At 66.1% G+C, this 23,109-nt stretch carries 21 protein-coding genes; 6 read left to right on the top strand and 15 right to left on the bottom strand.

Translation table 11 applies throughout. From position 1 onward, the window contains the following. Positions 1 to 9 precede the first annotated feature (9 nt). From MTBSS4_RS14890 to MTBSS4_RS14865, 6 genes are all read right to left on the bottom strand, one after another. Complete coding sequence (locus MTBSS4_RS14890; RefSeq protein WP_173984191.1) at positions 10 to 627, bottom strand: chemotaxis protein CheW; 618 nt, start codon at positions 625 to 627, stop codon at positions 10 to 12. Further along, positions 627 to 2,126, bottom strand: coding sequence for a protein-glutamate O-methyltransferase CheR (locus MTBSS4_RS14885; protein WP_254432572.1), 1,500 nt, complete (start codon positions 2,124 to 2,126; stop codon positions 627 to 629). Before MTBSS4_RS14885 ends, MTBSS4_RS14890 begins: the two co-directional genes overlap by 1 nt. Beyond that, positions 2,123 to 2,653 (bottom strand): chemotaxis protein CheW, encoded by a 531-nt coding sequence (locus MTBSS4_RS14880; RefSeq protein WP_173984190.1) that lies wholly within the window; start codon positions 2,651 to 2,653, stop codon positions 2,123 to 2,125. The genes MTBSS4_RS14885 and MTBSS4_RS14880 overlap by 4 nt, the downstream gene beginning before the upstream one ends. 23 nt (positions 2,654 to 2,676) lie before the next feature. Continuing rightward, positions 2,677 to 3,768, bottom strand: a complete 1,092-nt coding sequence (locus tag MTBSS4_RS14875; RefSeq protein WP_173984189.1) for a ParA family protein — start codon at positions 3,766 to 3,768, stop codon at positions 2,677 to 2,679. 320 nt (positions 3,769 to 4,088) lie between these two features. Further along, entirely contained in the window at positions 4,089 to 4,727 is a 639-nt protein-coding gene (gene msrA, locus MTBSS4_RS14870) for a peptide-methionine (S)-S-oxide reductase MsrA (RefSeq protein ID WP_173984188.1), read from the bottom strand. A 48-nt stretch (positions 4,728 to 4,775) separates the two neighbouring features. Continuing rightward, positions 4,776 to 5,141, bottom strand: a complete 366-nt coding sequence (locus tag MTBSS4_RS14865; protein WP_173984187.1) for a hypothetical protein — start codon at positions 5,139 to 5,141, stop codon at positions 4,776 to 4,778. Positions 5,142 to 5,368: 227 nt separating this feature from the next. Between MTBSS4_RS14865 and MTBSS4_RS14860 the strand changes: the two genes are divergently transcribed. Further along, positions 5,369 to 6,148, top strand: a complete 780-nt coding sequence (locus MTBSS4_RS14860) for a GNAT family N-acetyltransferase (RefSeq protein WP_173984186.1) — start codon at positions 5,369 to 5,371, stop codon at positions 6,146 to 6,148. Here the strand turns inward: MTBSS4_RS14860 and MTBSS4_RS14855 are convergent. Together MTBSS4_RS14855 and MTBSS4_RS14850 are read right to left on the bottom strand one after the other, a co-directional pair. After that, positions 6,138 to 7,745, bottom strand: coding sequence for a glycosyltransferase (locus MTBSS4_RS14855; RefSeq protein WP_173984185.1), 1,608 nt, complete (start codon positions 7,743 to 7,745; stop codon positions 6,138 to 6,140). The two genes, MTBSS4_RS14860 and MTBSS4_RS14855, sit on opposite strands and share 11 nt — an antisense overlap. A gap of 125 nt (positions 7,746 to 7,870) precedes the next feature. Further along, on the bottom strand, positions 7,871 to 9,310 hold the full coding sequence (locus MTBSS4_RS14850; protein ID WP_173984184.1) for a DUF294 nucleotidyltransferase-like domain-containing protein: 1,440 nt from the start codon (positions 9,308 to 9,310) through the stop codon (positions 7,871 to 7,873). 486 nt (positions 9,311 to 9,796) lie between these two features. Between MTBSS4_RS14850 and MTBSS4_RS14845 the strand changes: the two genes are divergently transcribed. Both MTBSS4_RS14845 and MTBSS4_RS14840 read left to right on the top strand, forming a co-directional pair. Continuing rightward, positions 9,797 to 10,132, top strand: coding sequence for a DUF485 domain-containing protein (locus MTBSS4_RS14845; protein WP_173984183.1), 336 nt, complete (start codon positions 9,797 to 9,799; stop codon positions 10,130 to 10,132). 47 nt (positions 10,133 to 10,179) lie between these two features. Then, entirely contained in the window at positions 10,180 to 11,817 is a 1,638-nt protein-coding gene (locus MTBSS4_RS14840) for a cation acetate symporter (RefSeq protein ID WP_368667792.1), read from the top strand. A gap of 60 nt (positions 11,818 to 11,877) precedes the next feature. On the opposite strand, the gene MTBSS4_RS14835 is transcribed toward MTBSS4_RS14840, so the two are convergent. Further along, the gene (locus tag MTBSS4_RS14835) at positions 11,878 to 12,672 is read right to left on the bottom strand and encodes an undecaprenyl-diphosphate phosphatase (RefSeq protein ID WP_173984181.1); all 795 of its coding nucleotides are present in this window, start codon (positions 12,670 to 12,672) and stop codon (positions 11,878 to 11,880) included. Between the two features lie 153 nt (positions 12,673 to 12,825). Between MTBSS4_RS14835 and MTBSS4_RS14830 the strand changes: the two genes are divergently transcribed. Both MTBSS4_RS14830 and MTBSS4_RS14825 read left to right on the top strand, forming a co-directional pair. After that, positions 12,826 to 13,125, top strand: coding sequence for an STAS domain-containing protein (locus MTBSS4_RS14830; protein ID WP_173984180.1), 300 nt, complete (start codon positions 12,826 to 12,828; stop codon positions 13,123 to 13,125). 89 nt (positions 13,126 to 13,214) lie between these two features. Then, on the top strand, positions 13,215 to 15,272 hold the full coding sequence (locus MTBSS4_RS14825; protein ID WP_254432571.1) for a methyl-accepting chemotaxis protein: 2,058 nt from the start codon (positions 13,215 to 13,217) through the stop codon (positions 15,270 to 15,272). Here the strand turns inward: MTBSS4_RS14825 and MTBSS4_RS14820 are convergent, their stop codons facing one another. The 6 genes from MTBSS4_RS14820 to MTBSS4_RS14795 form a co-directional block, all read right to left on the bottom strand. Further along, positions 15,273 to 16,535: a diguanylate cyclase gene (locus tag MTBSS4_RS14820; RefSeq protein ID WP_173984179.1), complete on the bottom strand. Its 1,263-nt coding sequence runs from the start codon at positions 16,533 to 16,535 to the stop codon at positions 15,273 to 15,275. Between the two features lie 88 nt (positions 16,536 to 16,623). Continuing rightward, positions 16,624 to 17,034, bottom strand: a complete 411-nt coding sequence (locus MTBSS4_RS14815; RefSeq protein WP_173984178.1) for a DUF2237 family protein — start codon at positions 17,032 to 17,034, stop codon at positions 16,624 to 16,626. Between the two features lie 9 nt (positions 17,035 to 17,043). Further along, the gene (gene clpA / locus MTBSS4_RS14810; RefSeq protein WP_173984177.1) at positions 17,044 to 19,347 is read right to left on the bottom strand and encodes an ATP-dependent Clp protease ATP-binding subunit ClpA; all 2,304 of its coding nucleotides are present in this window, start codon (positions 19,345 to 19,347) and stop codon (positions 17,044 to 17,046) included. Positions 19,348 to 19,366: 19 nt separating this feature from the next. Further along, complete coding sequence (gene clpS, locus MTBSS4_RS14805; RefSeq protein WP_173984176.1) at positions 19,367 to 19,690, bottom strand: ATP-dependent Clp protease adapter ClpS; 324 nt, start codon at positions 19,688 to 19,690, stop codon at positions 19,367 to 19,369. Between the two features lie 160 nt (positions 19,691 to 19,850). After that, positions 19,851 to 20,744: a phasin family protein gene (locus MTBSS4_RS14800; protein ID WP_173984175.1), complete on the bottom strand. Its 894-nt coding sequence runs from the start codon at positions 20,742 to 20,744 to the stop codon at positions 19,851 to 19,853. A gap of 135 nt (positions 20,745 to 20,879) precedes the next feature. Beyond that, entirely contained in the window at positions 20,880 to 21,551 is a 672-nt protein-coding gene (locus tag MTBSS4_RS14795) for a hypothetical protein (RefSeq protein ID WP_173984174.1), read from the bottom strand. Positions 21,552 to 21,784: 233 nt separating this feature from the next. Between MTBSS4_RS14795 and MTBSS4_RS14790 the strand changes: the two genes are divergently transcribed. Continuing rightward, complete coding sequence (locus MTBSS4_RS14790; RefSeq protein WP_173984173.1) at positions 21,785 to 23,053, top strand: D-alanyl-D-alanine carboxypeptidase; 1,269 nt, start codon at positions 21,785 to 21,787, stop codon at positions 23,051 to 23,053. Positions 23,054 to 23,109: the final 56 nt, after the last annotated feature.

The following is a 23,109-nucleotide window of genomic DNA, read 5'->3' as shown; positions in this document are numbered from 1 at the left end:
GAACTTCCTTCATGGGGCGCTGGTGGCGTCGGCGCGACTGTCCCTCAGGACATCGAGAGCGAGTATCTGGGGGATATCGAGCAGGATCAAGGTATCGGCTCCGATACCCCTGATAAAGCGCTGGGGAAGGCCGTTCCCCGAGATGTGCGGATCGGTCAGACCGGCGGGGTCGATGGCCCTGATGCTGTCCAGCCCCTCGACGCGAAGACCGACCTCGGACCGGCCATGCTTCACGAAGATCACCCAGCAGCGCGTCGAGGCGCCGGGGGGCTCCAGCCCGAACAGGGAATGCAGGTCGAGAACGGGCCGGATCTCGCCCCACAGATTGGTGATCCCCAGCAGGTATTGCGGCTGGCCGGGCACCGGCGTCCAGGCGGTCAGCGGCATGACCTCGGACAGGCAGGACAGCGCCAGGGCATAGCGTTCGGCCGCGATGCGGAAGCTCAGCACCTGAATGCCGGACTCCCGTTCGGCGGCGACGTCGCGAGGGCGGGCCAGGCGCAGGGCCCGGGCCTTCAGCAGGGCGGTATTCAAGTTGGAATCGCGGTCATTGCCGCCCCACTCGATGCGCGCCTGCAACCGCCGTCGCAACGAAGCCGAAGCCAGCTCATCGCGGGAGGTGGTCATCAGGGCTCTCCGATCAGCTTAAGGTGCATCTCCACCGCCTCGCGCATCTGTCCCGTCGTGATCTTGTCGGTATCGGCCACCCGGGCGTCGTCGGGCCGGTCCCGCAACAGGGCCTGGACATTGCGGAACGCCTTGGCCGCCGCCGCCGCATCGTCGCGACGCAGCAGGAACAGCCCCAGGTGATAGTGAGGCAGGACCAGCTTGCGGTCGAGATAGATGGCGCGCCGCAATGACCTCTCGCACAGTTCGGCCTCGCCGACCTGCTCGTGGATCATGGCGCGGTAGAAATGAGCCCAGGCGTCCAGGGGCGTCGCGTTCAGCAGCGTGTCGCAAGCCGCCGCAGCGGCCTCCCACTGGCCGCAATCGGCCAGTTCGCGAATCCTGGACACGCCCTCGCCGCCGCCGGTCGGGGGAGATGGCGGCGGGACCGGAAGAGACGGGGAAGGAGCCGGCCTCGGCGTGGCGGCCTTCGGCGAAGGCCGGCCTGCCGCCGTCTCCGGGCGGCGGGGCGGCTCGCGGGCGACATCGAGCGCCGTCAGGCGCGGCAGCACCAGCGACGGCGACGGCGACGGCGGGGGAGGCGGCGTCGGCGCGAGCGGCGGCGCGGATGCCTGATAATGTCGATCGGACCGCTGATAGAGGACGGCGCCGGGGGTATTGACGGTCTTGAACCTGCGGAACAGGTGCTGGTTGGGTTCGGCGTGTCCCATGATCAGCCAGCCGCCATCGGTCAGGGTCTCGTGAAAGCAAGGAATCAGCGATTCGATGGTTTCCGGGCTGAAATAGATGATGACGTTGCGGCAGATGATGACGTCGAAGCCGGCGATGTTGTCGATGATCGACGGAAACCGGCTCTTGATCAGGTTGTGGTACTGGAACTTAACGAAGCGCTTGAAGCCCGGATTGATCTGCCACTGGCCGCCGACCGGGGTGAAGCAGGCCGCCCGGATGTCGTCGGGCATGGTGCGGAACGCCCATGAATCGTAGCGCCCCTCGCGGGCGCGGGCCAGGAACTTCTGATTGATGTCGGTCCCCAGCACGGTGACATGCCAGTCGGCGATGCGGTGGCCGAATTCCCGTTCCAGCATGATGGCGATGGAATAGGGCTCGGGCCCGGTGGCGCAGCCGGCGCTCCATATCCTCAGGCGGCGGAACGGCCGGTTGCGTTCGATCACGTCGGGCAGGATCACGTCCCTCAGGGCGTCGAACTGCTCCTTGTGGCGAAAGAAGTAGGTCTCGCCGATGGTCAGTTCCGCCACCAGCGCGTCCATCTCGCAATCCTCGGACTTCGGCGCCTTCAGCAGCTCCAGGTAGGCGGCGCAGTCGGCGGCGCCGACCAGACCCATGCGGAGCTGGAATATCCTGGCCAGGTCCTCGCTCTTGTCGGCGTAGAAGGCCATGCCGGTGGCGTCGATCACCATGGCCTTCAGCGAGGCGAAGGTGAAATCGGCAAGAATGTCCCCAACCGCCGGCCCCGCCGGTTCGCCTCCCGCCGTCACGCCGAACCGTCCCGGGGCGGATCATCCGCCAGCGCCGCCAAGCGTTCCTGGGCGCAGGCCTGGAAATCGGCCAGCCGCGCCCGCTCCTCGGCCAGCAGGACGTTGCGCCACGACAGCAGATAGGCCATGCCGCCATCGGCGGCCAGCTGGTCGACGACGCAGCCGTTGAACGACTGCGCCTCCGGCATGCCGAGCGGGGAGAAGGCCTCGGCGGCGCGGACGCCGTCCACATGCTCGACCAGCAGCCCCAGCGGACGGGCATCCCCGGAATCGCGCATCACCAGGATGGAGGCGTCAATGCCGTAGCGACCGTCCTCCAGACCCAGCAGGCGGTCGAGCCGCAGGACCGGAATCGCCGTTCCGGCAAGATTGAGAACCCCCTGGACGATGCCGGGCATGCGCGGCGGCCGGTCGAGCCAGGCGACGGGAACCACCTCGCGCACATCGCCGACCGCCAGTCCGAAGGTCTGGCCGCATAACCGGAATGTGACCACTCCCGCCAGACTCTCGACACCATGTTCGGCCACCAAACTCCCCCCCAATCGTCCCGTCACCCGAATCCCAGCAATTCGGCCAACCGCCGCGCCCCCTCGAAGCCGGCTCCAAGCAGGGCGATCAGGCCGATCAGCATCACCAGAAGGAACGCCGCCAGCGACAAACGATTATCTATGAAGAAGTGAACCAGCGCCAGATGCCATCGCTCGGCCCGGCTACGGTCGCCATAAAGCATGCGGTCGAGTTGGTCCCTCTTCTGGCGCAGGCGCTCGTCGCCATCGGGACCGATCGACACCGCGTTCTGCGACTGCCAGCGGAACAGCCGTTCGATCGCCTGCTCGCGGGGCAGCCGTCCGGCGATGGTCTCGCCGACCTTGGCGGCGATGGAGACGTGACGGTCGATGAATTCCTCGGTGAAGTCGAGGTGAGCCTGCGCCGCCGCCGATTTCGGCCCGTAGACGCAGACCGGCAGGCGGGCGGTGGCGGCCTCGATCACCGTGTTGTCGCGGGGGATCTCGGTGCGGTAGACCGTCCCGCCCAGGCGCGAGCGGATCAGTTCGTTGATCTTGCGGGTGGTCTTGGTCTTGTCGTTGATGGTGAACAGCACGCCCTGAAGCAGCAGGTTCTTGTTCAACCCCTCCTGCACATACTTGATGGACGGCAGGGTCCGCAGCAATCCGTCATTGGCATAAGGCGTGGCGGTGACCGGAATGATGACGGCATGGGCCGAGGCCAGGGCGTTGATGGGCAGGATGCCCAGCGCCGGCGGGCAATCGATCACCACGTAGTCGCAGTCCAGTTCGGTCTGGGCCAGGATGGTGGACAGGGTCCGTTGTGAATTCTGCAATTCCGACAACTTGATCTCGATGCCGGCCAGGCTGTAGGTCGACGGCAGCACCCTGACGCCCTCGAACACGGTAGGCACCATCACCTCGTGCACCGGCACATGGCCGATGAACAGGTCGAAGATGCCCTGCTTGATCTTGGGGTCTATGCCGAGGCTCTTGGTCGAATCGCCCTGGGAATCGAGATCGATCACCACCACCGACTTGCCGAACGCGGCCAGGCAGACGGCAAGGTTCGTGCTGGTGGTGGTCTTGGAAATGCCCCCCTTCTGATTGAATATGGCGACGATATACGGCTTCATGTCCGCGGTTCATCCATGATGTCTCGTCGGCCGACAGTCAAACAACCCAGGCCCGTTTCAAGTCGCTCCCCGAAGAGCCGAATTCACGACCCCGCCCCCAGTCCTCTAAGCCCCCAGTGATCAGGGTCGCCCCATCCGCCTCGAATACCTTAAGCATAGACGGACTCCCGTTGCAACGAGAGACCTTGGCAAAGTCTTGATTTTATCCAAATCAGGATATGGTGGCGCGGGTTTCATTGTGTCGTTTTCGTCACCGACCGCTACCATCCGAATGAATCGCCCCCCGGCCGGCGATTCCTTTTACAACATAGATCGGACTGTCAGACGGTCAGGCGAATCCCGGTTCCGCCCAGACCGCAATAGCCGCCGGGATTGCGCGCCAGATATTGCTGATGGTAGGGCTCGGCCCAATAATAGGGGCCGAGAGCGGCGATTCGGGTGGTGATGGCGCCGAACCCGGAACGGCTCAGCCGTTCCTGATAGAGCGCCAGGGTCTCTCCGGCCAGTCGCTCCTGCTCGGGCGAGGTCACCAGGATGACGGAACGGTACTGGGTGCCGATGTCGTTGCCCTGGCGCATGCCCTGGGTGGGATTGTGCCCCTCCCAGAACCGCCTCAGCAGCGCCTCGTAGCCGGTCACGGCCGGATCGTACACCACCATCACCACCTCGGCATGGCCGGTGCGGGCGGTGCAGACCTCGTCATAGGTGGGATTTGGCGTAAAGCCGCCGGCATAGCCGACCGAGGTGACATGGACCCCGGGCATCGGCCAGAACAGCCGCTCGGCTCCCCAGAAGCACCCCATGCCGAACACCGCCACCGCCATGCCGTCCGGAAAGGGCGGGGCCATGGCGGCGCCGAGCACGACATGGCGTCCGGGCGCCGCCATCGCCGCCGCGCGGCCGGGCAGCGCCTCGGCCTCGCTCACCATCACCGTCTTGCCGGGCCCGAACAATGACATGGGAAGCCCTCCGAACGCACTGATCCCCCCTTATATGGGGATGCACCGTCAGCGTAGCGAGACCGCGGCGAGGCCAAGGGCGGCGACCACCGCCAGCGCCCCCAGGAACACGATGCGCTCCCGCTGGATACGGGCGGTTTTTTCCTCGATGCGGCGTTCCAGCCAGCGACTGGTGACCTCGACGGCGGCGGCGCCGGCAAAGTCGCTGAACACCCCCTGGACCGCCGATGGCTCGAACACCCCGTCATTGAATTCGTGCAAGGTGAAGACCGACCAGTCGCCCTTGTATTCGACCTGACAGACCCAATCCTTGACCACCCAGCGATACTGGACCTTGCGCACCGGGGTTTCCGGCTCTTCCGGATGAAACGAAAACTGGAAACCTTCGACGGAGGCGATGCGAGACTCGGCCATGTGGACTCCCTGCTGAAAAACCAGTGCCCCAGGAAATAAGCTTGAGGGCTGCGACTGTAATAATTGTTTCACCCCCTTCAAACAAGTCTTCACGTTATATGACGATCCATGAGTGGAGACCACAGCTCCGTTATCAGAGATCGGGCAGATACCGGCAAACGCATGACGGCGTTCATGCGGAGCACCCGAGAACCGCCCCCACCCCCATCCATCAGCCGAGGTGAGCCATGACCCACCAGAGTACGGCCGTCCACGCGCTTGCCCCCGCTTCCGGCGACGGCGTCGAGGTCCGTCTGGCCGAAAGCCGGGCCGAGATCGCCGCCGCCCAGCGCATCCGCTACCGGGTGTTCTACGAGGAGATGGGAGCCCGCCCCAGCGCCGCCATGCGGGCGCTGGAACTGGACTTCGACGATTACGACCAGGTCTGCGACCATCTGCTGGCCCTGGTGGACGGCGAGGTGGTGGGCACCTACCGCCTGATCCGCCGCCATGCCGCCGCCCAGGTCGGCCGGTTCTATTCGGCCGGCGAGTTCGACCTGTCGCCCTTCGCCGACAGCCCCGGCGAGGTTCTGGAACTGGGCCGGTCCTGCGTCGACGCCCGCTGCCGCCATCGCGGCACCTTGCAAATGCTGTGGCAGGGTCTGGCGGCCTACATGGTCGACAACGACATCAAGACTCTGTTCGGCTGCGGCAGCCTGCCCGGCACCGATCCGGCCATCCTGGCGCCGCAACTGGCCTATCTGCGCGACAATCACCTTGCTCCGCCCGAACTGCGCGGCCGCGCCCTGCCCCACCGGGACCGGGTCGATTTCGCCACCATCGATTCGGAATGGGAAGCCCGCCGCGTGCTGGCCTCGCTGCCGCCCTTGCTCAAGGGCTATCTGCGCCTGGGCGGCGTCATCGGCGACGGCGCGGTGATCGACCATCAGTTCAACACCACCGACGTGCTGGTGGTGGTCAACACCGCCGACATCGCCGGACGCTACGTCAAGCGCTTCACGGTGTGACCTCCGCCAGCCAGCGCCGCATCAGCCCGACGCGGGGGGCCATCTGGGCCGCCTCGCCCCACACCTCGGCGAAGCGCTTCCGGCCGGCCTCGGCCAGGGCGTAAAGCCGGGGCGGGTCGGCCAGCCATCGGGCCAGGGTTCCGGCGATCTCGGCCGGCCGGTCGGCGATGGGTACGTAATGCCGTTCCGGCCCGATCATCCGGTTCAGTCCCATGGGATCGGTGGCGAACAGAGCGACGCCGCACATGCCGGCCTCGATGCAGCTGGTGACGGGAAAACCGTCGAACGCCCCCAGGGCCAGCTGATCGGCCACATTGGGCGACACCACCGCGTCCATGCCGGAATAGAATTCCGCCATCCAGGCCTGATCGCGCCGGCCGTGAAACGCGATCCGTCCGTCCAGCGCCGACACGTCCACGGTGCCGGCGTCGAAATTGCCGATGACGTGCAGGCGCAGATGGGGGAAACGCTCCGCCAGGAGAGCCGCCGCCGCGATGAAGCGGTCATAGCCCTTGTCGGCGCCGGTGGGGGAATAGCGGATGCCGACGAAGCAGACGTCCAGGGTGTCCTTGTCGGCCGGAAACATCCGCTTGGGCCGGACATGGGCGGCCAGGAAGCGCTCCATCACGATGGTGCCGGGAATCAGGACGATACGCTCGTCGGGAACCTGGAAGCGCTCGACGATGTAATCGCGGGTGCGCTGATAGGTGACGATCACCCGGCGGAACATGGGCGAGGCGAACACCCTGCGCAGCCGCTCGTCGGAATAGGGGTCGTTCAGGCGGAAACCACCGCCGGGATTGAGGGTGAAGGTGAAGGGAATCCCCAGCGTCTCCCACAGCGGCCGGAACAGGTCGGCATTCATGGCGAAGATGCAATGGGCGAGGCGCGGCTTGCGGAACCGCCCGTCCGCCAGCGACGCCAGCGCATGATGGGCGTCGCCGGGGGCGCCGGCGGGGCCGAGGCCGGGCAGCAGCTGGTGGACGCGCGAGCGGTCGCCGCCATGCAGCGCCGTCCAGGCCTGGGCCGCCTCCTCGAACTGGTCTGCCGCCCACGGCTCCATCACCTTGCGGCCATAGCTGTAGACCCGGCAATCGGGGAAGCTGTCCAGATAGGTGTTGAACTGCTGGGTCAGGAAACCATAGGTGTGGGGAAAGCGGTCGCAGAACAGGCCGAGGCCGATCTCGGCCGGGTCCGAGGCCCGCCCCAGCGGCGCGAAGGTCTCGGCCGCCCGCGGACCCGGCTCGCGCAGCAGGCCGAACGCCATGTTGGTGAAGGTCCAGGGATTGCCGGGCTCCAGCCGCGCCCCCCGGCGAAAGGCCTCCAGGCTGGCGTCAGGCCGGTTGGCGTTGCGCTCGGCCAGCCCCAGATGGTTCCACAGATCGGCCCGGCCGGAATCGTGGGCCAGCGCCGCCCGCAACACCCCGACGGCCTCGTCGGCGCGGGAGCGCTGGCGCAGCAGGGTCGAGAGCTGAACCGCCGCCGCCGCTCCGCCCGGCGCCGCCGCCATCGCCGCCTCGGCATGACGGATGGCGTCGTCGAAACGGCCCCGGTCGGCCGCGTTCCTCGACATTTCCAGCAAGGCTTCCAGACGCATCACGGCCTCGCCGGGCGAGAGCGCGGCCTGCTTCCACCGAGGGCGGCGCAATGCGCCGCCAGGTCTTCCCGAAACAGGGAGCGGCGGGAGAGGAGGCTGCCGGCGATGTCGCGCATGGGGCCGGCTCAGCCGTTGACGCCGCAGGCCTGCTTCAGGCTCTCCAGGCGCTTGAACGCCCAGCGCAGCCGGATGCGGGTCCGCTTGTCGAAACGCTTGGGATCGATATCGGCCGAGGGCAGCAGACCGGACGCGATATCCGCCAGCTGCTGTTCCAGCATGACGCGCAGAACCAGCTCCCGCACCTCGATGAAGTCGCGCAGATCGTCCTCGTGCAGCAGGCCGGCATCCCTGAGGGCGGCGAAGCGCTCGTCGGTGCCGGTCGCCGGCACATGGGCGCGGATGGCCCGCATGCGCGCGGCGCTGACCAGCGGCAGCAACCCGAACTTCTTGGCGTTCAGGCGGCCTTGCCGGGTGACGAAGTTGCCGAACAGACCGATGGAACCGCCCATGCTGGCGACATTCTGGGCCAGATAGCGCAGGAAGAAGGCCGATTGCGCCGCCTTTTCCAACGCGATGGCGCGCAGTTCCTCCGCCACGGCATGGTCGCCCCATACCGGCTGGAAGTCGAAGAAGATGTCGCAGTTCAGCACCGTCTGGTTCTCGACGGCGAACACCCAGTCGTGAAGCTCGCTTCGCCACTGCTCCAGGTTCTTGCGCCACTTGGGCTCGCGCGCCATCACGCCGCCGTCGCAGAAGGGAATGCCGGCGGCATGCAGGGTCTCGTTCAGGCGCCGCCCCAGTTCGGCGAACCAGGCGTCGTCGCCAGGCCGGCCGGCATGGACGATGGCGTTGTCCTGGTCGAAGGCCAGCAGGCTCTCGCCCCGGCCGCCCGACCCCAGGATCAGCACTGCGTAACGGGCGGGAGCGGGTCCCCAGCCGTCGTCATGCAGCGACAGTTCCGCCAGTTCCGCCGCCCGCGCCGTCATGTCGCGCAGCACCAGCGAAATCACCGAGGCGATGTTGCGGGCGCCGACGCCTTCGGCCAGCAGCGAACGCGCCAGCCGGGGCAGGTTGCCGAGCACGCCCCTCATCTCGTCGGGGCCGGCGGCGTTCTCCACCGAATCGCCCAGCACCAGCGCCTCGGTGGCGCGGACCTTCAGCAGGGCGCGCCCGGTGATCATGCCCAGCGGACGGCTGTCGGCATCGACCACCACCAGATGGCGCAGCCCCATGCGGGTCATCCGGGCCAGGGCCACATAGACGTAGGCGTCGGCCGGAACCGCCGCCACCGGCCGGGTCATGGTCTCGTCCAGCGAAAGTTCCAGGGCTCCGGGGCCATCGTTGGACAGCAGGCGCAGCAGGTCGCGTTCGGTGAAGATGCCGGCCGCACGCCCCAAACCGTCGACGCCGACGATGGACGAGACCCTGGCCTCGTACATCATGCGGACCGCCTCGGAAAGGGCGAGCCCCCCCGGGGCGGTGAGCACCGGAGTGCTCATCACCTCGCGCAGGCGATGGCGATAGGGGAAGCTGTCGATCCTGGCCAGGGCGGCGATATCACTCATGTCGCGCTCACGATAGTGACCAATCGGGATATTTCAACGGATTTCTGGCATTTTTTGTGCACCTGCGAATACGGGCCAATACGCCACGAAATTACCCATTAGAATACATAAAGTTAATTACTATGAGATCAATACGGCACTCCAGGACAGATTAGACGCCATAGTAAATGTAACTTCGATGTTATCAAGCATAAACAATACATTTACTACAATTTACTTTAAATAAAGCACCGGATCGACAACACAAATACGTCGAATTCACTACAATACACCAACCAACAACTAAGGCACTACGCCATTGGTGTTGACGCACTCGATGCCGGGTGTTAATAGACGCCTCGCTTGAGCTAGGCGGGGGACGCATGGCCTGCATGCAATGAGTGCGCAAGCACCCCGCAAGCTCAAAGGATAGAAACCGGCGGTAAGACCGGCATCCGAAAACACCCATCGCCACCGGTATCCGGCGATAGAAAGTGGAGGGTCAAAGTGAGCTCATCAAATCAACCAACGGCTGCGCATCTCGCCAGCGTCGATCACATTCGGAACAATCCGAAGTTCGCCGAGCTGGTCCGCAAGCGCAACGCCTTCGCATGGACGCTGTCGGCGGCCATGCTCATCATCTATTTCGGCTTCATCCTCATCATCGCCTTCAACAAGGCGTGGCTGGGCACCTTGCTGTCGGAGGGCGGCGTCACCACCATCGGCTTCCCGATCGGCGTCGGCGTCATCCTCAGCGCCATCGCGCTGACCGGCGTCTACGTCTATCGCGCCAATGGCGAGTTCGACGACATGAACCGCCAGATCATCGAGGAATCCCGCTGATGAAGACGACAAACACCGCAATCGCGTCCGCGCTGGCCTTCGGCGGCATGGCGCTTCTCGGCACCGCCGCCCTGGCGGCCGGCGCCGACATGGGCGGCGCGACCAAGCAGCCCACCAACTGGCACGCCATCATCATGTTCGTGATCTTCGTCGGCGCGACGTTGGGCATCACCTATTGGGCGGCGGGCCGCACCAAGACCGCCGCCGATTTCTATGCCGCCGGCGGCGGCATCACCGGCTTCCAGAACGGCCTGGCCATCGCCGGCGACTACATGTCGGCGGCCTCGTTCCTGGGCATTTCCGCGCTGGTCTACGGTTCGGGCTATGACGGCCTGATCTTCTCGGTGGGCTGGCTGGTCGGCTGGCCGATCATCTTGTTCCTGATCGCCGAGCGCCTGCGCAACCTGGGCAAGTACACCTTCGCCGACGTCTGCGGCTACCGCCTCGCCCGCATGCCGATCCGCACCTTCGCGGCCACCGGCTCGCTGATCGTGGTGATCTTCTACCTGATCGGCCAGATGGTCGGCGCGGGTCAGCTGATCAAGCTGCTGTTCGGCATGGACTACGTCTACGCCGTCATGATCGTCGGCGCGCTGATGATGGTCTACGTCACCTTCGGCGGCATGGTCGCCACCACCTGGGTGCAGATCATCAAGGCGTGCCTGCTGCTGGGCGGCGCCACCTTCATCGCCTTCGGCGTGATGTCCCATTTCGGCTTCTCGTTCGAGAAGATGTTCGTCAAGGCGATCGAGGTCCATCCCAAGAAGACCGCCATCATGGCCCCCGGCGCCCTGGTCACCAATCCGGTGGACGCCATCTCGCTGGGCATGGCCCTGATGTTCGGCACCGCCGGCCTGCCCCACATCCTGATGCGCTTTTTCACCGTTCCCGACGCCCGCGAGGCCCGCAAATCGGTGTTCTACGCCACCGGCTTCATCGGCTACTTCTACATCCTGACCTTCATCATCGGCTTCGGCGCCATCACCATGGTCGCCACCAATCCGGAATACCTGGTCAAGGGTGTCGGCGCGCTCGACCTCAAGGGCGGCAACAACATGGCGGCGGTGTGGCTGGCCCACGCCATCGGCGGCAACCTGTTCCTCGGCTTCATCTCGGCGGTGGCCTTCGCCACCATCCTGGCGGTGGTGTCGGGCCTGACCCTGGCCGGCGCGTCGGCGATCTCGCACGACCTGTATGCCAGCGTCATCATGCACGGCCATGCCACCGAAGGTAAGGAAGTGACCGTCTCCAAGATCTCGTCCATCGGTCTCGGCGTCATCGCCGTGCTGCTGGGCCTGATCTTCGAGAAGCAGAACGTGGCGTTCATCGTGGCGCTCACCTTCTCGGTGGCGGCCTCGGCCAACTTCCCGGTCCTGGTGCTGTCCATGTTCTGGGGCGGCCTCACCACCCGCGGCGCCGTCCTCGGCGGCGTCATCGGCCTGTTGATGTCGGTGATCATGGTGGTGCTGTCCAAGGCGGTGTGGGTGCAGAGCTTCGGCTTCAAGGAAGCGCTGTTCCCGTTCGCCTATCCGGCCCTGTTCTCGGTGCCGGCCGCCTTCTTCTTCTCGTGGCTGTTCTCGGTGCTCGACAACAGCCCCAGCGCCCAGGCGGAGCGTGCCGCCTTCGAAGCCCAGGCGATCCGGTCCGAGACCGGCCTGGGTGCCGAAGGAGCCGCCTCGCACTAAGCCGACGAGGGCATTCATCGACTGGGGCCGCCGGGAAACCGGCGGCCCTTTTTCTGTCCGTCATCCGGACAGGACCATCCAGATCATCAGCGAGCCGAAGACGATGCGGTACCAGGCGAACGGCGCGAAGCCATAGCGGCCGATGATGCCGATGCAGGCCTTGACCGCCACCATGGCCGCGACGAAGGCGGCGGCGAAGCCGACGGCGATGACGGCGCCATGGTCGAAGGACAGGCTGGACCAGTTCTTGTACAGCGAGTAGGCGGTGGCCCCCGCCATGGTGGGAATGGCCAGGAAGAACGAGAATTCGGCGGCGACGCGGCGTTCCACCCCCAACAGCATGGACCCCATGATGGTCGCCCCCGACCGCGACACCCCCGGAACCATGGCCAGCACCTGGCAGAAACCGACCGCCAGGGCCATGGCCGGCGACATGTCCTCGATGCGCTGGACGCGGCATCGCTTCACCAGCCGCTCGATGGCCAGGATGGCGAAGCCGCCCGCCACCAGCGCCACCGCCGGCACCAGCGGCATGTCCAGCATCTGCTTGATGTGCTTGTAGGCCAGCGCGCCGATCACCGCCGCCGGCAGGAACGCCAGCAGGATATTGCGGACGAAGACTTGCGAGTCCGGCTTGTCCAGGCTGCGCGCCACGCCCCACAGCCTGTTGCGGTAGACAACGCAGACCGCCAGGATGGCGCCCAGCTGGATGACGATCTCGAAGGTCTTGCCGGGAGGGCCGTCGAAGCCCAGCATCTCGCCCACCAAAAGCAGATGGGCGGTGCTGGAGATCGGCAGGAACTCGGTCAGGCCTTCGATGAGGCCAAGGAACAGGGCTTCGAGGAAAAGCTGCATGATGCTTCCGATGACGGCTGAACGATGGCCGGGATCATGGAGCCACGCCCCGGCCGACGCAATCGGGCAAATGATGACACGAAGCTGTCACTGGCCGGCATCCGGCCGATCTGCTACCTGCCTGGGATGCATAGGCACTTCCGGGAGGACCCCATGGAATTCGAATTCAACCCCGCCGCCGCCGCCCTGCGGGTGACGCTGCGCGGCCGCCTCACCTTCGCCGAGAACCCCCGTTTCCGTCAGGTTCTCTCCCATATCGGCAGCCGCAAGGCCAAGCGGGTCGTGATCGACCTCGCCCATGTGGACTTCATCGATTCCGCCGGCCTCGGCATGCTGATGCACGCCCGCGACGCGGCACGGCGCCATGACGGAATCGTCACCTTGGACGCGGCGCGCGGCCAAGTCGACCGCATGCTGGGACTCGCCCGCCTGCACGACGTGTTTCGCGGGTAACAGAACCGTCACATCGCGGTCACGGAAGTGTCTCGCTTCATCCCTATAGTGCCCCCCGGAGGGGCACCATCGAGAGAAAGGCAAGCACGGTGAATCTGGACACGGTTACCGCGGAGATATCCGGACTTTCCGGCCGCCTTTCCCTGCCGCGACGGTTGCGGCAGGGCTGGGACAGCGGCGACATGGCGCTGCTGGGCGACATGCCGATCCGCCTGCGGTTCGGCCTGCTGGTGCTGATGGCGCTGGTCGCGGCGGCGACCTACGGCACCGTCACCCATCTGGCCGAGCGGCATATGGAATCCATGCTGGCCGCCCAGGACAATTACCGCCGCCTGAACGATCTGGCCGGCGACGTCCGGGCCGGCGCCGCCGTCTTGCAAAACCTCCAGGAATTGTTCGTGCGCGAACGCGACATGGCGACCGCGGACTCGTTCCGCCGCGAAATCGACCAGATGCGCCGGCGGCTGGATACGGTGACGAAACTGGCGGCGGACGGCCCGATGACCCAGGCGGCGAACCGGGCAGGCAGCGAGGTCGGCGCCATCGCGGCCGGATTCGAGCGGGTGGTGGCGCAATCGGCCGCCCTCGGCCTGACCGAGGATCAGGGACTCCGGGCCCAGCTCAACGCCTCGACCAAGGCGATCGAGAGCGAGTTGGCCCAATGGCCCAATGTCGGCCCGATGTCCTTTCTGATGGCGCGCCTGCGGCTGGCCGAGCGCGATTTCATGCTGTACGGGGAGGAAGCCTCGCTCAGACGCCATCAGGGCATGGTCACCCAGTTCGACCTTGCCATTGACGGATCGCCGCTCCCCGCCTCGACCCGCGAGGATTTCCGCAAGCTGCTGGTGATCTACGCCGCCGATCTTCGAGCCTTCGCCGAGGGGACGCGCGCCCTGACCACCGAACTGGCCGGGCTGCGCACCGGGGTCGGGGCGCTGCAACCGGCCATGCAGCAGATACTCGGCTTCACTCGCCAGGGCATGGCCGACGCCATCGCCGCCCAGGACGCCGAGCGCCGCGCCACCAGCCGCATGGTGGCGGTGGTGGGATCGCTGGCGGCCATCTCGTTCATGATCGCCTGCCTGGTGCTGGCGCGCAGCATCAGCCAGCCCATCCGCCGGATTCAGTCGGCCATGGAGCATCTGGCCAACGGCGACCACGCCGTCGCCGTTCCCGGCATTCGCCGCAAGGATGAAATCGGCGAGATGGCGCGCGCCGTCGCCGTCTTCAAGGAAAACGCCATCGCCATGGTCCGCCTCCAGGCCGAGCAGCATTCCATCCGCGCCGAGACCGAGGCGGCCAACCGCACCCGCCTGCTGTCGCTGGCCAATTCGTTCGAGGATGCGGTCAAGCGCGCCTCGGACATGGTGGCCACCAATTCGGTCGCCATCCGCGAAACCGCCGAACGGATGGCGGCCCGCATCGATTCCGGCGAGAACGGATCGCTGACGGTGGCCGAGGCCGCCAACCAGTGCCGCCAGACCGTCGCCAAGGTGGCCGAGGCCGCCGACGAGTTGGGCCTGTCGGTGGACGACATCACCCGCTGCGCCGGCCAGGCGTCGCTGATCGTCCAAGGCGCCGTGCTGGAACTGGACCGTTCCACCGACCGGATTCACAGCCTGTCCGAGGTCGCCGGCCGTATCGACCGGGTGGTTTCGCTGATATCCGAGATCGCCGGCCGCACCAACATGCTGGCGCTCAACGCCGCCATCGAGGCCCAACGGGCGGGAGAAGCCGGCAAGGGCTTCGCCGTGGTCGCCGGCGAGGTCAAGCTGCTTGCGCAACAGACCGCCCAGTCCACTCGGGAGATCGCCGAGCAGATTGCCGCCATCCAGGCCGCCACCGCCGACACCGTCTCGGCCATCGATTCCATCGGCGGCGCCATCCGCCGCATGGACGACATCGCCGCCCAGGTCTCGGCGGCGGTAAGCCGCCAATCCGACGTCACCCGCCGCATCAGCGGCTGTGTCGACGAAGTCATCGCCGACACCCGGATCGTCAGCGAGGGGGTGGCGGCGGTGACCCAGTCGGCCGCCCGCTATTGCGGATCGGCCATCGCGGTGATGTGGGCGGCGGAAGATCTGGCCGGACCGGCGGCGACGCTGGATCGCGAGGTGGATGGCTTCCTGTCGACGGTACGCGGCTGATCAGGCCCGCTCCACCTTGTTGCGGCCGGATTGCTTGGCCCGATAGAGCGCCGCATCAGCCTGGGCCAGCATGACCCCCAGGCTGTCCTGGGCCACCGGGCACAGCCCGACGCTGATGGTCACCGGAATGTGGGCGCCGTTGAAGACGATGGCGGCGGCCTCGACCGCCGCCCGAATACCCTCGAAGAAGGCCATGGCGGCGTCTCCCGCCAGACCGGCGGCCAGGATGCAGAATTCCTCGCCGCCGAACCGCGCCACCAGATCGCCGGCGCGGACGGACGCGGCCAATATCCGCGCCACCTCCACCAGCACGGCGTCGCCGCATTCATGGCCGTGGCCGTCGTTGATGCGCTTGAAGAAATCGATGTCGATCATGGCGACGGACATCCCCTCTCCCTGCTGGACCAGGGTTTCCAGCCGGCGCGGGCCGATCTCGAAGAACGATCGGCGATTGCTCAGCCCGGTCAGGTAATCGGTGGTCGCCAGGGTGCGCAGCGCCGCGATGCTTTCCAGGCTCTCCACGTTCTGCGACACCCGGCAGAACAGCTCCTCGGGCAGGAACGGCTTGTTCAGGTAGTCGTTGGCGCCGCTCTTGATGAATTGGGCCGAGATCGGCCCTCGGCTCGACTGGCTGGACGATATCCCGATGATGGCGAGGCGATCGCGGGGATGAATGGCGCGGATGCGGCGGACCAGATGAATGCCGTCCAGCCCCGGAAGCTGATAGTCGATGACCGCCAGCCGGATATGCGGATTGTCCCGGATCAGCTCCAGCCCCCTGGCGCCGTCGTCGGCCTCCAGCACGGAGAAGCCGTAAAGCCGCAACAGACTGCTTATCTGCATGCGGTAGCTGCGGGAATCATCGACCACCAGGGCGGTCAGATCGCGATTGCGGGCGATCCGCTCGACCAGCCACGCCAGATAATCGACGCTGGCCGGATTGTCCTTCAGGACATAGTCGATGACCGGCCGCGCCAGGATGCGTTCGCGGATGCCGGTGTCGAACACGCCGCTGACCACCACCAGCGGCAGCCCCCGACCGACGAAGAAATCCACCACCTGCCGCTCGTCGGCATCGGGCAGGACCAGACCGCTGAGAACCAGCATGATCCCGTCGTCGCCGGACTCCAGGGCCTTCCGGGCGCCGTCCAGACTGTCAGCGAGGATGACGGAAAAACCAAGCCGTTCCGACAACGTCCCGGCGACGATGGCGGAATAGGCGCGGGAATTGTCGACCAGAAGAATCCGCCCAGCCCTGTCCATTCCCTCCTCCTCTTTCACACCCCCATACTATGGTCCTGGGCGGAAAGCAATGGACTCAGGGTTGCAAGATACGGCTGGGCGAAGCGTATCAGCGGCTTTCGACGGCATGACGCTTCAGGTCGGCCAGGGAACAGTATTCCAGGGCGGCCGCGTGGGTGGCCTCCAGGACCACCCTGGGCGCCATGCCGTCCCGGAACGCCTCCTGCCAGCGCGGCGCGCACAGGCACCAGCGGTCTCCCTGCCGCAATCCGGGAAATCCGAATTCCGGCATCGGCGTCGACAGGTCGTTGCCCATCCGGCGGGAATAGGCCAGGAACTCGGCGGTCAGCACCACGCAGACGGTATGACTGCCCAGGTCCTCGGCCGATGTGTCGCAGCAGCCGTTGCGGAAGAACCCGGTCGCCGGCCGTTCCGAGCAGGATTCCAGCGGCCCGCCCAGCACGTTCAGTCTGGCATAGGGCCGTCCGCCGCCACCGCCGCCGCCAGCGTCCCGGGGCATGACCGCCGCCTATCCCACCAGTTCCTCGACCGGCGACTTGGCCGGCCGGTGGGGCGGCGCCGCGATGCAGTCGAAGCTCAGCTTGCCGTCCTCGCCAAGCTTGATGCGGACGACACCGCCCTTGGCCAGCTTGCCGAACAGCAATTCCTCGGCCAGCGGCTTCTTGATGTGCTCCTGGATGACGCGGGCCAGCGGCCGGGCGCCGAACGAGCGGTCATAGCCCTTGCGGGCCAGCCAGGCGCGGGCCTCGTCGGTCAGTTCGATGGTGACGTCACGGTCGCCCAACTGGGTTTCCAGTTGCATGATGAACTTGTCCACCACCTGCGAGACGATTTCCGGCGTCAGATTGGCGAAGCCGATGATGGAATCCAGCCGGTTGCGGAATTCGGGGGTGAACATGCGGTTGATGGCGTCGGTGTCGTCGCCCTCCCGCGAGGCCCGCTCGAAGCCGATGGCCGACCTGGCCAGATCGGCGGCGCCGGCATTGGTGGTCATGATCAGGATGACGTTGCGGAAATCCACCACCTTGCCGTTGTGGTCGGTCAGGCGGCCGTGATCCATCACCTGGAGCAGGATGTTGAACAGGTCGGGGTGGGCTTTCTCGATCTCGTCGAGCAGCAGCACCGAATGGGGATGCTGGTCGATGGCGTCGGTAAGCAGGCCGCCCTGGTCAAAGCCGACATAGCCGGGCGGCGCCCCGATCAGCCGCGACACCGAATGGCGCTCCATGTATTCCGACATGTCGAAGCGGGTCAGCTCGATCCCCATGATGCGGGCAAGCTGGCGCGCCACCTCGGTCTTGCCGACGCCGGTCGGGCCGGAGAACAGATAGCAGCCGATGGGCTTCTCCGGCTCGCGCAGGCCGGCGCGGGCCAGCTTGATGGCCGAGGCCAGCGCCTCGATGGCCTTGTCCTGGCCGAACACCAGGGTTTTCAGGTCGCGGTCCAGGGTCTTCAGCGCCGCCATGTCGTTGGTCGATACGCTCTTGGGGGGGATGCGGGCGATCTTGGCCACCACGTCCTCGATGTCCTTGACCGTCACCGTCTTGCGACGCTTTGATTCCGGCAGCAGCATCCGCGACGCGCCGACCTCGTCGATGACGTCGATGGCCTTGTCGGGCAGCTTGCGGTCGTTGATGTACTTGGCCGACAGCTCCACCGCCGCCTTGATGGCGTCGGGGGTGTAGCGGACCTTGTGGTGGCTTTCGTAGTAGGTCTTGATGCCGTTCAGGATCTTGATGGTATCGGGAATGGATGGTTCGTTGACGTCGATCTTCTGGAACCGGCGCACCAGGGCGCGGTCCTTCTCGAAGTGATTGCGGTATTCCTTGTAGGTGGTCGAGCCGATGCAGCGCAGCGTGCCCGAGGCCAGCGACGGCTTCAGCAGGTTCGACGCATCCATGGAGCCGCCCGAGGTGGCGCCGGCGCCGATCACCGTGTGAATCTCGTCGATGAACATGATGGCGCCGTCGTAATTCTCCAGCTCGGTCACCACCGCCTTCAGGCGTTCCTCGAAGTCGCCGCGATAGCGGGTGCCGGCCAGCAGCGCCCCCATGTCCAGCGCGAAGATGGTGGCGTTGGCCAGCACCTCGGGCACCTCGTCCTTGACGATGCGCCGGGCGAGGCCCTCGGCGATGGCGGTCTTGCCGACGCCGGGATCGCCGACATAGAGCGGGTTGTTCTTGGAGCGGCGACACAGGATCTGGATGGTGCGGTCGATCTCCTCGTCGCGGCCGATCAGCGGATCGATCTTGCCGGCCAGCGCCTTCTTGTTGAGGTTGACGCAATAGGCGTTGAGCGCGTCCTGGCCCTTCTTCACCACCTTGTCGGCCCCGGATTCCTCGTCGGCGCCGTGGACGGTGCGGCTCTGGCCGCGGCCGGGGGCCTTGGCGACGCCGTGGCTGATGTAGTTCACGGCGTCGAGACGGGTCATGTCCTGCATTTGCAGGAAGTAGACGGCGTGGCTTTCCCGTTCCGAGAACAGCGCCACCACCACGTTGGCGCCGGTGACTTCCTCGCGGCCCGACGACTGGACATGGATGGCGGCGCGCTGCACCACCCGCTGGAACCCGGCGGTGGGCTTGGGCTCGACACCGCGCGGATTGATCAGGTCGACCAGGCTGGTGTCGATGAAATCGGCAAGATCGCGCCGCAGCTTGTCGAGGTCGACGTTGCAGGCCCGGAGCACGGCCACGGCGTCCTGATCCTCGGTCAAGGCCAGCAGCAGATGCTCCAGCGTCGCATATTCGTGCCGCCGCTCGGTGGCGTGGGACAAGGCTCGGTGGAGGGTCTGCTCCAGATTGCGCGACAGCATGGGCCGATCCTTTCTAGGTCTATTCCTTCTCGATCGTGCACTGCAACGGATGCTGGTTCTGGCGAGCCAGATCCATCACCTGCGTGACCTTGGTCTCGGCCACCTCGTAGGTGAATACGCCACAGATACCGACGCCTCGGGTATGAACATGCAACATGATCTGCGTCGCCTCTTCGCGATTCTTGCTGAAGAATCGCTCCAGCACATGAACGACGAACTCCATGGGAGTGTAGTCGTCGTTCAGCATCAGAACCTTGTACATGGACGGTTTCTTCGTCTTGGGACGGGTCTTGATGACCACCCCGGTCTGAATGCCGTCGTCGTTGCGCTTGTCGTCGCTCATCGCCTCGATTGCTCAGGTATGCTCTCGCTACACCCATATCATATTGGGTGCGGATGGCCGAGGAAAAGACCTCTTCCGCGTCCGGCAAGAATTTCGCCGCCAAACGCGAACGGCCCGGCGGGAGTCCCGCCGGGCCGTTCCGTAACGAAGAAACGCCGGTTCAGGCGGCCTTGACGAACTTCTCGACGGCGGCGCCGACCCGCTTGCCGATCGGGGCCAGGGCGTCCTCGACCAACTTCACCGACTGTTCGGTGATGCGGGCGGTCTCCAGGACCGCCTTGTCGACATTGGACTTGGCGGCATTGGTCTGCACGTCGATAAGCTCGTCCAGGGTCTTGACGTTCAGCAGCGCCTTGGAAGCGGCGACGTTGTCCTCGATGGCGGCCTGGGTGACGGCCAGCACGGCCTTGCCGATATCCTGCATGCCCTTGGTGAGGATGTTGCCGGCGGCGACCATGGCCTCCATGTTCTCGCGGCCGAAGGCCAGGACATCCTCGTAGCCCCTGTAGGCGACGGTCTGGGCCTGCACGGCGGCCTCGGCCTGCTCCTTGCCCAGCGAGACGGCCTTGTCGAAGCTCCTGGCGGCGGCGGCGGTGGAGGCCTTGACCACGGTGTCGATGCTTTCCTTGCCGACGGCGACGGCGGCGTCCACCTGTTCCTTGCCCAGCGCGACCGCCTTGTCGTAGCCCTTGGTGGCGACCTCGGCGGAGGCCTTCACCACGCTCTCGATGGTCTCCTTGCCGACGGCGACGGCGGCCTCGACCTGCTCCTTGCCCAGGGCGACCACCTTGTCGTAGCCCTTGGCGGCCTTGTCATACCCCTTGACGGCGGCGTCGGCCGAGGCCTTCACCACGGTCTCGATGGTCTCCTTGCCGACGGCGACGGCCTCCTCGATGCTCTTGACCGCGTCGGCCGAAACGGCGGCGGGCGCCGCGACGGGAGCGGGAGCAGGAGCGGAAACGGGAGCGGCGGTCGCCTTGACGGCCTTGGGGGCCGGAGCCTTGACGGCGGGAGTGGCGGTGGCGGTGGCGGGCTTGGCTTTCACGGTGGCCATGACGATGAACTCCTCGGAGGCGGGGTGGCGCAGCCGCACGCACGCAATGCGCACATACTGCAATGCAACATAAGCCTACTATGCGGCGAAGCCACCCCCGAAGTCAATATGGCTTATTGCAGTGCAACATAACCGTCATCGGGCCATTCCGGCGGCGCCGACCTTGAGGGTGAAATCCACCGCCGCGCCCCGGTTGCGGTCATATTCCCACATGACGTCGACCGGAATCGGGCCAGCCGGCCGCACCGAGGCGCGATCGGGATCATGGCCGAACAGCAGGGCGGGAAAACGCAGGCCGTCGAAGGCGGCCGAGGGGTATTTCCAGCCGGTGAAGGTAAAGCGCCCCTGGCGGCAGGTGGCGGCGCTCCAGTGATAGGAGCGCGACGGCAGGTCCAGCCCCACCGACGGCGGGCCGAAACCGCCGTCCTCGGCCAGGGCGGCGACCAGACGGGCGGAAGCCGCCTCGTCCAGCTGGACCGTCGCGTCGCTGGACCGCCAGCCCGCCACCGGGTCGGACAGGGTCACCCCCCGCAGGTCGCCGGCTCCGAAAACCCGGATGCCGAGCAGACGGCGCACAGAGTCCCATTCATAGATCCGGACCTGCTCTCCCCATACCGCGTTGTAGACCAGACGCACGCGATCAGGCAGGTCGGGCTGGCACGAGGCGGCGATGTCATCGCCGGCGACGAACGAGAACCAATGAAACTTGCGGTGAATCGGATCGCCGATATCGCCGCCCTTGAACGTGCATCCCGAGGCCAGGGACAACCCGACCAACAGCATAGACAATCGGAAATGGCGCTTCATCACGAGTCCTTCAGGTTGCGACGGAGACACTGGACTCCACCCGGGGCGGAAAGAGGATTCCACATGGGTGCTATTCCCCGGCGTCCGGCAGGGACATCATAACCGATCGATATGTCATTATTCCGATCATGGCAAAGCTGGACACCGATTCGTAATTTCTTTAAGGTTTTCCCGCTACCTTGGTTTTCCCGTTACCTTAATCGAATCCCATCGCTGAACGGAAGGTCGACACGTTGCACCCGAGCCGCACCGGATTCCCGCCAAGCCTTCGCCCCGCCCTATTCGGGGCACTTGCAGTCCTGTTCGGCCTGTTTCTGTCGACGTCGCCCGCCCTGGCGGACCGTTACGCCTCCATCGTCATCGACGCCAACAACGGCACGGTCCTCCACGCCGCCAACCCCGATGCCCGCCGCTATCCGGCGTCCCTGACCAAGGTCATGACGCTGTACCTGCTGTTCGACGAACTGGAAGCCGGCCGGCTGCGCCTGGATTCCAAACTGAAGGTCTCGGCCCACGCCGCCGCCCAGTCGCCGTCCAAGCTGACGCTGGAGCCGGGCGACAGAATTTCGGTCCAGGACGCCATCATGGCCCTGGTGATCAAGTCGGCCAACGACATCGCCGTGGTGGTGGCCGAGGCCGTCGGCGGCAGCGAGGCCAATTTCGCCCAGATGATGACCCGCAAGGCCCGGGCGCTGGGCATGCGCAACACCACCTACCGCAACGCCTCCGGCCTGCCCGATTCCGGCCAGGTGTCGACGGTGCGCGACCAGGCCACCCTGGCCCGCGCCCTGATCAGCCATCACGGCCGCTATTACCGCTATTTCTCGTCGCGCCAGTTCGTCCACGACGGCCAGACCATCAACACCCACAACCGCCTGATGCTGCGCTATCCCGGGGCCGACGGCATCAAGACCGGCTATATCCATGCGTCGGGCTTCAACCTGATCTCGTCGGCCAAGCGCGGCGAGCGGCGCATCATCGGCGTGGTGTTCGGCGGCACCACCGGCGCGTCGCGCGACAAGCACATGGGCGAATTGCTGGACAAGGGCTTCGCGCGCCTGAAGCGCGGCCACGCCGTCGAGGTCGCCCAGGCGGAAACCGAAGCCGACGACCTGCCGAACATCGACGATCTGGTGGCCGCCGCCCAGGCCGCCAAGACCCCGGCCGCGGCCAAGCCCGCCTCCGGGACCGTCGCCATGCGCGGCCCCACCCGCGCCAACTCCGAAGACGACGCCGTCGGCGACGCCGACCCGGCCTCGTGGTCGATCCAGGTCGGAGCCTTCGGCACGTACCGTCCGGCCCAGCAGGCCGCCGCCGCCGCCGCCAAGCGCCTCGGCAGGCTGGTCGACAGCGGCGCCATCGACATCGACAAGGCCGGCACCGCCAAGAAGCCGCTCTATCGCGCCCGCATCGGCGGCCTCAACGAGGATCAGGCCCGCGCCGCCTGCAAGAAGCTGCAAAAAGCGGGCAAGGGGTGCAAGCTGCTCACCCCCAGTTCCTGACGCCCCGTTCGGGGCGATCGGAAACACCGATTGCCCTGGGCGGCATCGATCCCCCT

Source organism: Magnetospirillum sp. SS-4, from assembly GCF_902729425.1.
Lineage (GTDB): Bacteria > Pseudomonadota > Alphaproteobacteria > Rhodospirillales > Magnetospirillaceae > Phaeospirillum.
Note: the sequence above shows the minus strand (reverse complement) of the source record. Positions and strands in the feature narration are given on the sequence as shown.